This is a genomic window from Methyloceanibacter sp., assembly GCF_050999895.1.
Lineage (GTDB): Bacteria > Pseudomonadota > Alphaproteobacteria > Rhizobiales > Methyloligellaceae > Methyloceanibacter.
In genome coordinates this window covers 1-14,491 of the sequence record NZ_JBPCOU010000082.1, presented here as the reverse complement: position 1 = coordinate 14,491, position 14,491 = coordinate 1, and the positions used below count along the sequence as shown (strand labels likewise).

The following is a 14,491-nucleotide window of genomic DNA, read 5'->3' as shown; positions in this document are numbered from 1 at the left end:
CGGGCATCCTGCTCGGCACGCGGCTCGCCGGCGTTGCCCCGGAATGGCTGTTAAGGCCGATCCTTGCCATAACACTCTGCTACGCTGCCTATTCGCTCTTCAATCGCTGAGCACGGGCGCTGCTTGATTTCGATCCGCATGGCTGATCAGGACAACGACGCCGAACACACACGAAACCTCCAGCTCGGTTCGCGCGCCCGCTTGCGCTCCTTCGTTCTCCTCGCCCTCACCATTGCCGGGATCTATCTCTGATTTCGCCTGCTGTTGCCGTTTCTGCCCCGCTTTGGTGTGGGCCGTCGCGCTCGCGATTCTGTGCGTTCCCGCGCATCGATGGATCGAGGCGAGGCTGCGCAATGACAATTTCGCGGCATCCGTCTCGGTTCTCCGGATTTTAAGCTCTAGGCGCAGTCCTTCGGGTCGTAGGCCGTTCCTAGGGGCGGGCGAGACCCGTCTTTGCGCCCGCCGTCTGAAGGCGCGGCTGACGCAACCCGAACCCTTTTACGAGCGCATAAACGACGGGAATGACGACGAGCGTCAGCACCGTCGATGACACCATGCCGCCGATCATCGGCACGGCGATGCGCTGCATTACCTCCGACCCCGCACCGTGGCTCCACATGATGGGCAACAGACCTGCCATGATGGCCGCGACCGTCATCATCTTGGGCCGCACGCGCTCAACCGCCCCGATCATGATCGCGGCGTGAAGATCGCCGGGTCCGAAAGGCCGTTTCTCAAGCTCGCATCGTTGTTTTTGCTCCTTCAGCGCGCCATCGAGATAGATCAGCATGATTACTCCGGTCTCCGCGGCGACGCCCGCCAGCGCGATAAAGCCGATAACGACCGCCACTGAGAAATTGAAGCCGATCCACCACATCAGCCACAGCCCGCCGACCAGCGCAAAAGGCACCGACAGCATGACGATCAACGTCTCGGTCACGCGGCGGAAGTTCAAGTAAAGCAGCAGGAAGATGATCAGCAGGGTCAGCGGCACCACGATGGCGAGCCGCTGCTTGGCGCGTTCGAGATACTCGAACTGGCCGCTCCAGGTGATGTAGTAGCCGGGCGGAAAGTCCACCTGACTTGCCACCGCTTTTTGCGCATCGGCGACATAGCTGCCGATATCGCGGTCGCGGAAGTCGACGAAGATATAGAGCGCGAGCTGGGCGTCCTCGGTGCGGATCATCGATGGGCCTTGCCCGAGGCTCACCTTGGCCACCTCGCTCAAGGGCACGGTCCCGCCGGCAGGGGTCGGTATGAGCACCTCGCTCCCGATGGCTTCGGGGTTGTTCCGGTAGTCCCGGGGGTAGCGGATGGCGACGGTATAACGCTCCCGTCCCTCCACTGTCGTCGTCACCGGCTGAGCGCCGAGCGCCATGGCGATGACGTTTTGCACGTCACCGACCATGAGCCCATAGCGGGCGAGCTGGGCCCGGTCGGGGTCGATATTCACGTAGTAGCCGCTGATGGCACGCTCGGCATAGGCGCTTGTCGTACCCGGCACCGTGCGGACCGCAGCTTCGATATCTCGGGCCAGCTTCTCCATCTCGCCGAGATCTTTGCCGAAGACCTTGATGCCGACCGGCGTGCGGATGCCGGTCGCCAGCATGTCGATGCGCGCCTTGATGGGCATCGTCCACGCGTTGGACACGCCGGGGAATTGCAGCGACTTGTCCATCTCGGCGATGAGTGTGTCGATGGTGGCACCATCGCGCCACTCGCTTTCCGGTTTGAGGTTGATCACCGTCTCGAACATCTCCATCGGCGCCGGGTCGGTGGCGGTGGAGGCGCGGCCGGCTTTGCCCCAGACGGACTCCACCTCGGGAAAGCTCTTGATGATCTTGTTCTGGGTCTGCATCAGCTCCGCGGCCTTGGTCACCGAAAGGCCCGGCAGCGTGGTCGGCATGTAAAGCAGCGTGCCTTCATTGAGATTTGGCATGAACTCGCTGCCGATCTTGGAGGCGGGCCACAGCGTCACGCCGAGCACGACAAGCGCGATCACGATGGTGACCGCCTTGAGCTTCAGAGCCAGTTCGATCACCGGACGGTAGATCCAGATCAGGAACCGGTTCACCGGATTTTTGTGCTCCGGCATGATGCGCCCGCGCACGAAGATCACCATCAGCGCCGGTACAACCAGGATCGACAGCAGCGCCGCGGCGCCCATGGCGAAGGTCTTGGTATAGGCGAGCGGCTTGAACATGCGGCCTTCCTGCGCTTCGAGCGCGAAGATCGGCAGGAAGGAAACGGTGATGATGAGCAGGCTGAAGAACAGCGCCGGCCCGACCTCGACGGCGGCCTCGATGATGGTCTCGGTTCTCGGCTTGCCGGGAGGCGCCCGCTCAAGCCGCTTATGGGCGTTCTCGATCATGACGATGGCGGCGTCGACCATGGCACCGATGGCGATAGCGATGCCCCCGAGGCTCATGATGTTGGACGAGAGGCCGAGCGCCCACATGCAGATATAGGCCATGAGGATACCGAGCGGCAGCGTGATGATGGCGACCAGCGCACTGCGCGCATGCATCAGGAAGATCACGCAAACAAACGCGACGATGAGGCTTTCCTCGATAAGCGTCCGCTTCAACGTATCGATGGCCCGGTAGATCAGATCGGAGCGGTCATAGACCGCCTCGATGCTGACGCCTTCGGGCAGGCTCGGCGCGATCTCGGCGATGCGGTCCTTGGTGTGCTGAATGACTGACAGCGCATTCTCGCCGAAGCGCTGCATGGCTATGCCGGAGACCACCTCGCCCTCGCCGTTCAGCTCGGTGATGCCGCGGCGCTCGTCGGGCGCCAGCTCGACACGGGCGACGTCTTTGAGCAGCACCGGCACGCCGCCCTCGCTTTTGACGACGATCTGCTCGAGATCGTCGAGACTCGCGAGGTAGCCCCGGCCGCGCACCATATATTCGTGCTCGGAAAGCTCGACCGTGCGGCCGCCGACATCCATATTGCTGTCGCGGATGACGTCTTTGATCTTGGCAAGCGGGATGCCGAGCGCCTGCAGCCGGCGCGGATCGACGATGACGCTGTATTGCTTGACGAAGCCGCCGACGGAAGCGACCTCGGCCACGCCTTGCGCCTTGGCGAGGCCGAAGCGCACATACCAATCCTGGATGGTGCGGAGCTCGGCGAGGTTCTGTTGCGCGCCGCGCAGCACATATTGATAGACCCAGCCGACGCCGGTCGCGTCGGGGCCGAGTTCCGGCGTGATGCCGGCGGGCAGGTCTTTCGCGGCGGCACTCAGATATTCGAGCACGCGCGACCGCGCCCAGTAAATGTCAGTGCCGTCGTCGAAGATCACATAGACGAAGGACACGCCGAAGAAGGAGAAGCCGCGCACGACATGCGCCTTTGGCACTGTCAACATGGCCGTGGTCAACGGATAGGTGACCTGATCCTCAACCACTTGCGGCGCCTGGCCCGGATACTCGGTGTAGACGATGACCTGGACGTCAGAGAGGTCGGGGATGGCGTCGAGCGGCACCTTCGACACCGCATAGATGCCGGCAACGGTGATAAAGACCGTCGCCAGACCGACAAGAAAGACGTTCCGCGCCGACCAGCGAATGATGCTCGCGATCATGGCTTTGCCTCCTGCTGGGTGAAAGCCTGCAACGCGGCCTTTAGGTTGCTCTCGGCGTCGATAAGGAAGGTGGCCGAGGTGACGACCTCCTCGCCCTTGTTCACGCCCTCGAGCACTTCGGCGTAACCTTCACCTCGCCGGCCAAGCTTGACCGCACGCGGCTCGAACCTTCCTTCCCCCTTGGCGATAAGGACGACCTGGCGCGTGCCGCTGTCGATCACTGAACTCAGCGGAATGGCGATGACGGCCGGTGCATCGGCGCCGGGATGGAACAGCACATCGGCATACATTCCAGGCTTCATCAGCCCGTCGGGGTTTGGCAACTCGATCCGAACGGAGACGGTCCGCGTCTCCGGCTTCATCATTTCTGGATAGATGAAGGTCACTTCGCCTTGATGCGGCGTGTTGGGAAAGGCTCTGAGCGTAACCGTGACCTTCGTGCCGGCCTTCAGGTCGCCAATGTCTGCCTCGGCCACACCAGCGACGACCCAGACGTGGGAGTGGTCGGCGATGCGAAAGAGTTCGTCTCCCGCCATTACGCGCTGGCCATCGATGACCTTCTTTGCGATCACCTCTCCGGTCGCTGGCGAAGGCCAGTCTAGTGTCCTTGGATTGGTCTTGGTCTTGCGAACCTCTTCAATGCGGGCCTGAGGCACGTCTAGGTTCCGCAACTTCTGCATAGCGCCGGCGAGATTCCGGCTCACTTCTGCCTTCGAATACGCGCCTTCCGCGCGGAGAGAGACCAGGAGGTCGGCTTGCGCAAGCTGAATTTGCGGGCTGTAGAAACGGAACAACGGCTCGCCGGCTTTGACGTGCTGGCCGGTCTTGTTCACGAACAACTCTTCGATGTAGCCATCCGAGCGCACCGTGAAGATTGTCAAAAGCGACTCGTCGTGCTCCACGGTGCCGGCTGCGCGGACGCTGCGCGAGACGACGCGAGCCTCAACCTTCTCGGTTTGCACACCGCTGCGTTGGATTTTGTCGGGGCTGATCCGGACGGTGCCCATAACATCGGCTTCATCCGCGTAAACCGGTATGTAGTCCATCCCCATGGAATCCTTCTTAGGCACCGGCGAAATGTCCGGCAGTCCCATGGGATTGCGGTAATGGACGATGGCGCGCCCGTCTTTTGCCGGCGCAGTCCGCGCTGGAACGGCTTGGTTCGCGTCAGGGCCGTCCCGATGCACAAACCAATAGCTCCCGGCCGTGCCGGCGGCGATCCCGAGAGCCAGCATCGCGATACTGTTCAGACGCCTCATGGCGCGTCTCCGAATCCACGTGTGACGGGCCTCTGTCGCGGAGCGGCAGAGGATGAGCGCGTGCGGCACCGGCGCGAGCAAGCACTCGCGCAAGGCAACACAGCTTCACTGAGGTTCAGACGCGTGGAGGCGGCGAAGGGGGATTGTCCCGGACGGAGCCCAGGCTCTCGACGACGAAGTTCGTCTTCTCGCCGACAAGGGAGAGGCGGCTCGCCGCTTGCGTGGCCGTAACGGTCGCGGACAGGGTGGTGCATTTGACCACGCAGGCGGCAGTCGACCCGCAACCGTCGGGTTTCTTCCTTTCGCAAAGCGTGCCGTGATCGCAGCAATCGCCATGCTCGGTCATGGAAGAGGCCACTTCCGTGATGGCGTGCGGCGCGGCATGAACGATGCCCCCGGCCAACGGCAGGACGGCGACCGCGGCGGCAGCCATGACAACAATGAGCGCGCGAAGACCTTTCGGCATGACCCTCAAGGCTTAGCTTGGGGTCTGCGTCGCGGTCAAGTCACTGCCGCGTGACCCTTGCTGCGAAAGGAATGGTGCCGCCAGGTAGGATTGAACTACCGACCCCGTCATTACCAATGACGTGCTCTACCACTGAGCTATGGCGGCTAAAGGGGGGCCCGAAAATACCGGCCCGCTCCCGGCGGGGACCCTGCCATAGGCATTTCGCCCACGCAAGTTGCGCTCTGGCCCTTGCGGCCATGCTATAAGACCACGCAGACAAGATTCCAAGGCGTGGGTAATGGCCGTTAACAGAGACAATTTTGGTGGGAAACGCGAAAAGGTGGCAGGCGGTCCGGAGCGGCGCCGCCACCGGCTGGCCGATCAGCTTCGCGCCAATCTGGCTAAACGCAAGGCCCAAGCCCGCGCCAGGCACAGCCCCGCCCCAATTCCGCCAGATGATAAGGGGACAGACCCCTCTCTAAAAGGGCCAAATTAAGCGTTCGCCCATATCCTGGGCCGTGGGGAGCGCGTCGCTGAGACGCGCGAGGAGCAACAATCCGATGGATCGTATCCGCATTGTCGGCGGCGAGCGCTTGAACGGCATCATACCGATCAGCGGTGCTAAGAACGCTGCGCTGCCTTTGATGATCGCAAGCCTCCTCACCGAGGAGACGCTGACGCTGCACAACGTGCCGCGTCTTGCGGACGTCACGCTCCTGTCCCGAATCCTCGGCAATCACGGCATCGACGTAACCGTGGTCGGCAAGAAGGCCGGCCAGCGTAAGAGCGACGGCCAGACCTTCAAACTCACCGCGGCGCAGATCGTCGACACCACGGCGCCCTACGACATGGTTGCCCGCATGCGGGCGAGCTTCTGGGTCCTGGCGCCGCTGCTCGCGCGTTGCGGCGTGGCCAAGGTGTCGCTTCCCGGCGGCTGCGCCATTGGCACGCGGCCGGTCGATCTCCATTTCGACGCGTTGAAGGCGCTCGGCGCCACCATCGATCTTGAAGGCGGTTATGTCCTTGCCAGCGCGCCCAAGGGCCTGAGCGGCGCGCGCGTGGAACTGGCGAAAGTATCCGTCGGCGCCACCCATAACGCCCTCATGGCGGCGGTGCTCGCTCGCGGCGAAACGCTGATTGCGAACGCGGCGCGCGAGCCCGAGGTCATGGATCTCGCCAACTGTCTCTCGGAGATGGGTGCCAAGATCGAAGGCATCGGCACCGCGACGCTCCAGGTTCAAGGCGTCGATGCTTTGCATGCCGCCGAACACGCCGTGCTGCCGGATCGCATTGAAACCGGCACCTACGCCATGGCCGTGGCCATGACCGGCGGCGAGGTGTTTCTCGAAGGCGCCCGCTTCGATCTTCTCGAAGAGGCGCTGGTCCTTTTGCGCAAGGCCGGTGTGGAGATCGAGGAGACGCCGACCGGGCTCAGAGTGGCGCGGAATGGCGGTGGCCTAGAGCCGGTCACGGTCGAGACGCAGCCGTTTCCCGGTTTTCCCACCGATCTTCAGGCGCAGCTCATCGCGCTCATGTGCAAGGCATGCGGCACGTCCACCATTCGCGAGACCATTTTTGAGAACCGCTTCATGCACGTTCAGGAGCTGGCGCGGCTCGGCGCCCGCATCGACCTCAAGGGCGATACCGCCTTTGTCACCGGCGTGGAGGGCCTGACCGGCGCCCAAGTCATGGCGACGGACTTGCGTGCCTCGGTATCTTTGGTTATCGCCGGGCTTGCCGCCCAAGGCGAGACCCTTATCGGCCGTGTCTATCACCTCGACCGCGGCTTTGAGCGCATCGAGGACAAGCTCCGCCGATGCGGCGCTCAGATCGACCGGCTTTCCAGCTAGCCGCGCTTTTCGGGTAGGCTTCGTCGTTTCCCGCGGCGCCTGAGCGTGCTACGCCCCATGCAAAGAGAAGCGGCTTTGCCATGACCCAATTGAAGCTCATCGCGTTCGACGAGGAAGACCTCGGTGTCGTGTCCGCGCACCTGCAGGATGCGGTGATGCGAGTGGCGGACATGGCCTATGTGCCCTCGCAGAAGCGCTTCGCCGCCATTCTCAATCGCTTCGACTGGGAGAAGGTGGCCAGGGAGGCCGAAGACGCCGATTTTCAGCGCCGCCGCACCGCGCTTCGCTTCGACCGCGTCCTGCGCGCGCAGATCAAGAATGTGCCGTCGGCCGACACCCGCGTCCTGTCGCTCCTGGCCATACAGTTCGAAGCGGTCGATCCGCCGGGCGGCCTCATTACCCTGACCTTTTCCGGCGATGCCGCCGTTCAGCTCCAGGTCGAATGCATCGAGGCCGAGCTCAGGGATCTCGGGCTCGAATGGCCGACGCACTCCAAACCGCAGCATCCGGGTCTCGAACCCGGCGGCGAAGCCGGCTCCTAAGCACCCGCCATGGTCTTGCGGCTTGAGAGCAGCGCGGCGGATTTCGAAAGTCGCTTCACCGAACTTTTGGGCGCGAAGCGCGAAAGCGCCGAGGACGTCGACGCCGACGTCGCAGCCATCATCGCGCGCGTGCGCAAAGAGGGCGATGCGGCGCTGATCGATCTTACCTTGCGTTTCGACAGGCTCGATCTCCGCGACACCGGCATCCGCGTCCGGCCTGAGGAGATTGCAGCCGCCTGCGCCGCCGTCCCGCCCGCGACGATTGCGGCGCTCACGCTTGCCCATGCGCGCATTCTCGATCATCACCGCCGCCAGCTTCCGCGCGACGACCGCTACACCGACGCGCAAGGCGTGGAGCTCGGGCATCGCTGGACGTCGGTTGAGTCCGCGGGCCTCTACGTGCCGGGCGGCACAGCGAGCTACCCGAGCTCGGTGCTCATGAATGCCGTCCCCGCCAGGGTCGCTTGCGTGCCGCGCATTGCCATGGTCGTGCCGGCGCTGGAGGGCAAGCTCAATCCTCTCGTGCTGCTTGCAGCGGAGCTTGCCGGCGTCGACGAGATCTATCGCATCGGCGGTGCGCAGGCCATCGCCGCGCTCGCTTATGGCACCGAGACGATCGCCCCCGTGGCCAAGATCGTCGGCCCGGGCAACGCCTATGTCGCCGCCGCCAAGCGCCAGGTCTTCGGCGCTGTCGGCATCGACATGGTGGCGGGGCCGACGGAGGTGGTGGTGATCGCCGATGGCGGCAACGATCCCGCCTGGATCGCGGCCGATCTCTTGGCGCAGGCCGAGCACGATGCGGCCGCACAATCGATCCTCATCACCGACGACTCCGGCTTTGCCCGCGCCGTGGCGAAGGCAGTCGATGCGCAACTCGCTGTTCTGCCGCGCGCCGACATCGCGCGCCAGAGCTGGCGGAATTTCGGCGCCATCATCCTGGTGCCAAGTCTCGACGAGGCCCCCGCAATCGTCGACCGCCTCGCGCCGGAGCATCTGGAGATCGCGACCGATAATCCCGATGTGCTGCTCGACCGCGTGCACAATGCCGGCGCCGTCTTTCTCGGCCGCTATACGCCAGAGGTAATCGGCGACTATGTGGCGGGCTGCAACCATGTGCTGCCCACGGCACGCAGCGCCCGCTTCGCGTCGGGCCTCAATGTTCTCGACTTCATGAAGCGCACCTCGATCCTGAAGCTCGACGCCGATAGTCTCGGCCTGCTTGGGCCAGCGGCCATGACGCTCGCCGACGCCGAGGGTCTGGAAGCGCATCGCCACTCCGTGGCGATCAGACTGAATCCGCGGTCCTAGCCATGGCGGAGGACGCACCCGCATCGGAAGGGTCGCGCCTGATTGAGGTGACGCTCGACGAGAACTCCATCGGCCGCAGCAATGCGGAGGTCGAGCATGAGCGCGACGTCGCCATCTTCGATCTGATCGAGGCCAACAGCTTTGCATTGGAAGGCCGCGACGACGGTCCTTACACGCTCAATCTCTCGCTGGCCGAGAACCGCCTCGTCTTCACCGTGGGCGACAAAGAGCGTGCGCCTATCGTCCATGTCATGCTCTCGCTCTCACCGTTCCGTCGCTTGGTGAAGGATTATTTCCTCGTCTGCGAGACCTATTACCAAGCCGTCCGCACCGCGCCCGCCTCCCGCATCGAGGCCATCGACATGGGCCGCCGCGCCCTTCACGACGAAGGCAGCCATCTCCTCCTGGAGCGGCTCAAGGGCAAGATCAACGTCGATATCGCCACCGCCCGCCGCCTGTTCACTCTCCTCTGCGCCCTGCACTGGAAAGGATGAGGCTTTGCCGGGAGCAGGGGGCGATCTGGCAGGCAGAGTGCTCTTCGCCTGCAGCCGCAACGCGGTGCGTTCGCCGATGGCCGCCGTCATTCTCCGCCATCTCGCCGGCAACCGCGTCCACGTCGCCTCGGCCGGCGTGAATCCAGGCGATGCCGATCCCTTCGCCATCGCCGTCATGGAAGAGCTCGGTATCGACATGTCGAGGCACGTTCCGGCGTCCATCTCCAATCTCGGTGAGGGCAAGTTCGATCTCATCATCACCCTGGCGCCGGAGGCACATCACCGCGCGCTTGAGCTCGCCCACGCCTTTGGCGCCCGCGTGGAATACTGGCCGACGCAAGACCCTACGCTGACAAGCGGAAACCGCGAGCAGATTCTGGATTCCTACCGCGCAGTCCGCGATGGCGTGTTCCGCAAGATCAGGCAGCGCTTTCCACTCGCTGGCGCGCCCCGTCGTCTCGAATGCCCGCGCCTATTCGCGGCGCAATGCCTCGATGGGGTTCATCTGCGCCGCGTTCCTCGCCGGGAAATAGCCGAACACAATACCGACCAGCGCGGAGAAGCCGAAGGCGACCAGCACGATGCTCGGTTCGAGCACGAATGGGATGCCCATGCCGGCCGACGCGGCCGCCGCGAGCCCGAGTCCCAGTATAACGCCGGCCACGCCGCCGATCAGCGACAGCACCACGGCTTCCACCAGGAACTGCATTAAAACCTGAGAACCCTGCGCGCCGATGGCGAGCCTGATGCCGATTTCGCGCGTGCGCTCGGTGACGGAAACCAGCATGATGTTCATGATGCCGATGCCGCCGACCAGCAGGCTAACGCCCGCCACCGCGCCGAGCAGCGTCGTGAGGATGCCCGTCGTTGCCGTTTGCGTCTCGGCGATCTGCTTCATGTCCGCAACGCGGAAGTCGTCCTCCTCGCCCTTGGTAATGCCGCGGCGCTCGCGCAAGAGTCGCTCGATATCGGCCTGCACCTTTGCCGTATCGACGCCGTCCAAAGCTGAAACGTTTAAGGAATTGATGTCCGCGTTGCCGGCGATGCGCCGATGGAACACGCGCAGCGGCATCAGCACGATGTCGTCCCGGTCGGTGCCGAAGCCCGACTCGCCTTTTGCTTCCAAGACCCCGATCACCTCACAGGAAACCTTGTTGATCCGGAGCCGTTTCCCGCTTGCCGGGGTGGACCCGAACAGCTTCTCCCGCACCGTCTCGCCAATGATGCAGACAGCGCGCCCGCTGCGCAGCTCCCCGTCGGTGAACTGGCGCCCCGCGATCAGGCTCCAGTCCTGCGCAATGAGATAGTCATTGTCGGTGCCGATTGCGCCGACGGTCCGGCTTTCGGAGCCATAGACCGCGGTGACCGATTGCTGCGCCATGGGCGCGACGGCGCGTACCCCTCTCAGCTGACTGCGTAACGCGGCGACATCGCGCGTATTGAACGGCTTCGCCGTATCGCTCGAGCGTCCAGGCCCAAATTGGCCCGGCCTGATGAACAGCACGTTGGTGCCGAGCTTGGCCATTTCGGCGGTGACTTTGGCAGTCGTGCCGTTGCCGATGGTCACCATCGCGATGACGGCCGACACGCCGATGACGATGCCGAGCAAGGTCAGGAACGACCGCAACACGTTCCGCCGGATCGCTTGAATCGCGAGCTTCAAGGTCTCATAGAACATCAGGCGGCTTCCTTGTTGCGCGTGTCGCTCTCGATCCTGCCGTCGAGGAAGTGCACGAGCCGGCCGGCATACTCCGCCATGTCCGGTTCGTGCGTGACCATGAGGATGGTGATCTTCTGCTCGCGATTGAGGCCGACCAGAAGATCCATGATCTCGTGACTGGTCTTCGTATCGACATTGCCGGTCGGCTCGTCGGCAAGCAGCACTGCGGGCTCGGTCACGATGGCGCGGGCGATCGCGACGCGCTGCTGTTGCCCGCCGGAGAGCTCGCCGGTGGTGTGAGCCGCGCGCGCCTTCAACCCCACCCTGTCGAGAGCATTCATGGCAAGCGCGCGTCGTTCTTCGAAGCCCATGCCGCGATAGATCAGCGGCAGCTCGACATTTTCGACGGCCGTCGTACGGGCCAGAAGATTGAAGCCTTGGAACACGAAGCCGAGATAGTTTCGCCGCAGCAGGGCGCTCTGCGTGCTGACCAACCGCCCCACCTCCACGCCCTTGAACAGATAGCTGCCACTCGTGGGCTGATCGAGGCAGCCGATGATATTCATCGCCGTCGACTTGCCCGAACCGGAGGGTCCCATCACCGCAACGAATTCGCTTTCGCCGATGCGGAGGTTGATGCCGTCAAGGGCATGGACCTGGGCTTCGCCGCGCCCATAGAGCTTGGTGACATTCCTCAGCTCGATCAGGTTGGCTCGAGGAATCTTGGCCTTATGCCGTGCCGCCATCTGGCGTCACTTGCCTGTCGCCGTATCGACAATGACGGCTTGGCCCGGCCCGATGTCGCCCTTGACGATGTGCGTGCGCTTGCCATCGCTCGGGCCCACGGTGACGCTGACCTCCTGCGGAATCGCGTCAACGAGGATCCAAACTTTCCGATCCGAACCGGAAGGCGCCTGTGGGCTGCTCGGTCGGCGCAATCTCGGCATACCCGGCAGCAGCTTTTGCAGGAAATTTCTCTGATCCGCGACCTCGACCTCGGCCGGCGGCGAGAACCGCAAGGCCGCGTTCGGAACGGTTACGGCGTCGGCGACATGCTCAACAATAATCTCCGCGGTCGCGGTCATGCCGGGCCGGAGCAGCAGTTCGGAATTATCCGTGGTCAAGACGGCTTTGTACGTGACGACGCCTGCACGACCTCCGAGCCAAAACGCAGTTCCCGGATCTCGGCGTTGAACTGCTTGTCGGGATAGGCATCGACGGTGAAGGTCGCCTTTTGTCCTTCTTTGACGTTGCCGACATCGGCCTCGTCGACATCGACCTGGACCTCCATCTTGGTCAGGTCCTCGGCAATGGTGAACAGAATGGGCGCCTGAAGAGACGAGGCCACCGTCTGCCCCGGTTCGACGTTGCGGCTCAACACCACCCCGGTGATGGGCGAGAGAATGCGCGCCTTGCTCAAATTGGTTTCGTTCAGCGCCAGATCGGCGGCGGCCGCCGAAACGTCCGCCTTGGCGCTTTCGAGCCCGGCAAGGGCGCGCTGGTGGGCCGCCTCGGCGGTTTCCAGCTGCTGGCCGGCGCCGACCTTCTTGGTGACCAGGGCTTGTTGGCGTTCCTTTTCGAGCCTCGTTTCGAGGACGGTGGCTTCGGACTCGCTGACCTTGGCCTTGGCCGCCACGAGCTTCGCCTGCGAGCTTTCCACGCTCGACTTGAGCTTGTCGGTATCGAGCTCGGCGAGCGTCTGGCCGATCGTCACCTTGCTGTTGTAGTCGACATGGACGTTGCGGATGATGCCGGAGAGCTCGCTCGAAACCTCGACTTCGTTGGTCGGCTGCACCGTGCCGGTGGCCGTGACGGTCACTGTGAGATCGCCCTTTGCGGCCGGCTCGGTCACATAGCGCACCGTGCTTTCCGAGCCGTTGGTTTGCCAAAATGCATAGCCGGCGAGAGCGGCAATAACGGCAAGGCCGATAAACAGCGGCGCCCGCCACCGCTGTAGAAGCCGCGAGCTCCGCGATCTGCGGAGTCCCAGCACGGCCTCGATATCGGCCTCGATCTTCTCAGGCGGCAGAAGCTCATTCATGGTCGCTGTCCAGGTCCGGCCTAATCCCGGTAACTTAATCACGTCTCGGTCTTTTTACTGCCGTGGCGCGTCATCACGGAGGACATATTTGTAACGAAACCTGACCCTGGGCAGTCCAGAAATCTTTCGACACAAATCCTGTCGGCGCGGACACATCTTTGTCCTGTTTGGGCCTTTCAGCGCGCCACCCCCCTAATTCGGGGGAAGGGTTGAACAAAACCCCGGGCGCACCCCGCGTCGCGGCGAGGGCCACGCATGTGCTATGCATCCCATTCCGGCGAAGATGCCCGGGCCCGATACGCGTGTAGGCGGTGCAATCCAGCTTGATTTTGCCTGCCCACACGACCATTCTCCGCCACAACGCGTTAATTGGAAGGAGCCTTATGGCGAAGGAAGAGATGCTGGAGTTTCCGGGGGTGGTCACAGAACTGCTTCCCAACGCCACCTTCAGGGTGAAGCTCGAGAACGAACACGAGATCATCGCCCACACGGCGGGACGTATGCGCAAGAACCGGATTAGGGTACTTGCTGGCGACAAGGTTCTGGTCGAGATGACGCCGTATGATCTTACCAAGGGACGTATCACTTACCGCTTTAAATAGGCTTGGGCGCTTGCTCCCAGGCTCGGCCAAGACTGCGACCGCCGAGACGCGGCCACGGTCTGGGGGCGTGAGCTTGCGGCCGAAGCTCGTGCTTGCGTCGGCGTCCCCGCGCCGTCTCGCGCTGCTGGAGCAGGTCGGCATCATACCCGACGCGCTGCGTCCCGCGTCCGTGGATGAGAGCGTGACCAAGGGTGAAGTGCCGCGTCACATCGTGCGCCGCCTCGCGCTCGCCAAGGCCGAGGCCGGACGCAGGCTCTTGCGCGAGGAACCGGAACTCGCCAACGCTTTGGTGCTTGCCGCGGATACTGTTGTCGCCGTCGGCCGCCGCGTGCTCGGCAAGGCCGAAACGGAACAGGAGGCCATCGATGCCTTGCGCCTGCTGCGCGGCCGCGCGCATCGCGTGCACACCGCTGTGTGCCTCGTCACGTCGGACGAGCGGTGGCGCGAACGCGTCGTCGAGACCCGCGTTCGTTTCCGCTACATCTCCGACGAGGAGATTCGCAACTATGTTGCAAGCGGTGAATGGAAGGGCAAGGCCGGCGGCTATGCGGTGCAGGGCATCGCAGGATCTTTCGTGGTGAAGCTGGTCGGCTCCTACACCAATATCGTGGGGCTGCCGCTCACCGAGACCACGGCGCTGCTGCGGAGCGAGGGCTATCCCGTGAGCATGTTTTGGCTCAACAAAACCGAGATCGAGA

The 14,491-nt window shown here is 63.6% G+C and carries 13 protein-coding genes, 1 tRNA gene and 1 pseudogene; 7 read left to right on the top strand and 8 right to left on the bottom strand.

Features of this window, described 5'->3' with window-relative positions; genetic code table 11:
* Nucleotides 1-430: 430 nt before the first annotated feature.
* From ACR2J1_RS09400 to ACR2J1_RS09385, 4 genes are all read right to left on the bottom strand, one after another.
* On the bottom strand, nt 431-3,589 hold the full coding sequence (locus tag ACR2J1_RS09400; protein WP_434019065.1) for an efflux RND transporter permease subunit: 3,159 nt from the start codon (nt 3,587-3,589) through the stop codon (nt 431-433).
* On the bottom strand, nt 3,586-4,848 hold the full coding sequence (locus tag ACR2J1_RS09395) for an efflux RND transporter periplasmic adaptor subunit (RefSeq protein WP_434019064.1): 1,263 nt from the start codon (nt 4,846-4,848) through the stop codon (nt 3,586-3,588). The genes ACR2J1_RS09400 and ACR2J1_RS09395 overlap by 4 nt, the downstream gene beginning before the upstream one ends.
* 115 nt (nt 4,849-4,963) lie before the next feature.
* The gene (locus tag ACR2J1_RS09390; RefSeq protein WP_434019063.1) at nt 4,964-5,314 is read right to left on the bottom strand and encodes a hypothetical protein; all 351 of its coding nucleotides are present in this window, start codon (nt 5,312-5,314) and stop codon (nt 4,964-4,966) included.
* A 72-nt stretch (nt 5,315-5,386) separates the two neighbouring features.
* Nucleotides 5,387-5,461, bottom strand: a tRNA-Thr gene (locus ACR2J1_RS09385).
* Nucleotides 5,462-5,856: 395 nt separating this feature from the next.
* On the opposite strand from ACR2J1_RS09385, the gene murA reads away from it, so the two are divergent.
* From murA to ACR2J1_RS09360, 5 genes and pseudogenes are all read left to right on the top strand, one after another.
* The gene (gene murA, locus ACR2J1_RS09380; protein ID WP_434019062.1) at nt 5,857-7,146 is read left to right on the top strand and encodes a UDP-N-acetylglucosamine 1-carboxyvinyltransferase; all 1,290 of its coding nucleotides are present in this window, start codon (nt 5,857-5,859) and stop codon (nt 7,144-7,146) included.
* Between the two features lie 80 nt (nt 7,147-7,226).
* Complete coding sequence (locus tag ACR2J1_RS09375) at nt 7,227-7,688, top strand: DUF2948 family protein (protein WP_434019061.1); 462 nt, start codon at nt 7,227-7,229, stop codon at nt 7,686-7,688.
* A gap of 9 nt (nt 7,689-7,697) precedes the next feature.
* Complete coding sequence (gene hisD, locus ACR2J1_RS09370) at nt 7,698-8,996, top strand: histidinol dehydrogenase (RefSeq protein ID WP_434019060.1); 1,299 nt, start codon at nt 7,698-7,700, stop codon at nt 8,994-8,996.
* Between the two features lie 2 nt (nt 8,997-8,998).
* Entirely contained in the window at nt 8,999-9,490 is a 492-nt protein-coding gene (locus ACR2J1_RS09365) for a UPF0262 family protein (protein WP_434019059.1), read from the top strand.
* A 76-nt stretch (nt 9,491-9,566) separates the two neighbouring features.
* A pseudogene (locus ACR2J1_RS09360) lies at nt 9,567-9,755 on the top strand (low molecular weight phosphatase family protein); the annotation flags it as partial.
* A 207-nt stretch (nt 9,756-9,962) separates the two neighbouring features.
* On the opposite strand, the gene ACR2J1_RS09355 reads toward ACR2J1_RS09360, so the two are convergent.
* Genes ACR2J1_RS09355 through ACR2J1_RS09340 form a run of 4 tightly spaced genes read right to left on the bottom strand, consistent with a single transcriptional unit; the run spans nt 9,963 to nt 13,191 of the window.
* Complete coding sequence (locus ACR2J1_RS09355; protein ID WP_434019058.1) at nt 9,963-11,168, bottom strand: ABC transporter permease; 1,206 nt, start codon at nt 11,166-11,168, stop codon at nt 9,963-9,965.
* Nucleotides 11,168-11,896 (bottom strand): ABC transporter ATP-binding protein, encoded by a 729-nt coding sequence (locus tag ACR2J1_RS09350; RefSeq protein ID WP_434019057.1) that lies wholly within the window; start codon nt 11,894-11,896, stop codon nt 11,168-11,170. Before ACR2J1_RS09350 ends, ACR2J1_RS09355 begins: the two co-directional genes overlap by 1 nt.
* Before the next feature lie 6 nt (nt 11,897-11,902).
* Complete coding sequence (locus ACR2J1_RS09345) at nt 11,903-12,274, bottom strand: hypothetical protein (protein ID WP_434019056.1); 372 nt, start codon at nt 12,272-12,274, stop codon at nt 11,903-11,905.
* A complete protein-coding gene (locus tag ACR2J1_RS09340; RefSeq protein WP_434019055.1) occupies nt 12,271-13,191 on the bottom strand; it encodes an efflux RND transporter periplasmic adaptor subunit in 921 nt (306 codons plus the stop codon). Before ACR2J1_RS09340 ends, ACR2J1_RS09345 begins: the two co-directional genes overlap by 4 nt.
* A 383-nt stretch (nt 13,192-13,574) precedes the next feature.
* Here ACR2J1_RS09340 and infA point away from each other — a divergent pair, with 383 nt between their 5' ends.
* On the top strand, nt 13,575-13,793 hold the full coding sequence (gene infA / locus ACR2J1_RS09335; protein ID WP_045365920.1) for a translation initiation factor IF-1: 219 nt from the start codon (nt 13,575-13,577) through the stop codon (nt 13,791-13,793).
* 67 nt (nt 13,794-13,860) lie between these two features.
* Nucleotides 13,861-14,491: Maf family nucleotide pyrophosphatase (locus ACR2J1_RS09330; RefSeq protein WP_434019066.1), on the top strand; the 631-nt coding region annotated here is incomplete at its 3' end.

Bases quoted from the DNA above. Each gene is read 5' to 3' on its own strand.
- hisD (WP_434019060.1), top strand. From the start codon at position 7,698: ATGGTCTTGCGGCTTGAGAGCAGCGCGGCGGATTTCGAAAGTCGCTTC.
- ACR2J1_RS09365 (WP_434019059.1), top strand. From the start codon at position 8,999: ATGGCGGAGGACGCACCCGCATCGGAAGGGTCGCGCCTGATTGAGGTG.
- ACR2J1_RS09355 (WP_434019058.1), bottom strand. From the start codon at position 11,168: ATGTTCTATGAGACCTTGAAGCTCGCGATTCAAGCGATCCGGCGGAAC.
- ACR2J1_RS09395 (WP_434019064.1), bottom strand. From the start codon at position 4,848: ATGAGGCGTCTGAACAGTATCGCGATGCTGGCTCTCGGGATCGCCGCC.
- infA (WP_045365920.1), top strand. From the start codon at position 13,575: ATGGCGAAGGAAGAGATGCTGGAGTTTCCGGGGGTGGTCACAGAACTG.
- ACR2J1_RS09400 (WP_434019065.1), bottom strand. From the start codon at position 3,589: ATGATCGCGAGCATCATTCGCTGGTCGGCGCGGAACGTCTTTCTTGTC.
- ACR2J1_RS09350 (WP_434019057.1), bottom strand. From the start codon at position 11,896: ATGGCGGCACGGCATAAGGCCAAGATTCCTCGAGCCAACCTGATCGAG.
- murA (WP_434019062.1), top strand. From the start codon at position 5,857: ATGGATCGTATCCGCATTGTCGGCGGCGAGCGCTTGAACGGCATCATA.
- ACR2J1_RS09340 (WP_434019055.1), bottom strand. From the start codon at position 13,191: ATGAATGAGCTTCTGCCGCCTGAGAAGATCGAGGCCGATATCGAGGCC.
- ACR2J1_RS09390 (WP_434019063.1), bottom strand. From the start codon at position 5,314: ATGCCGAAAGGTCTTCGCGCGCTCATTGTTGTCATGGCTGCCGCCGCG.
- ACR2J1_RS09375 (WP_434019061.1), top strand. From the start codon at position 7,227: ATGACCCAATTGAAGCTCATCGCGTTCGACGAGGAAGACCTCGGTGTC.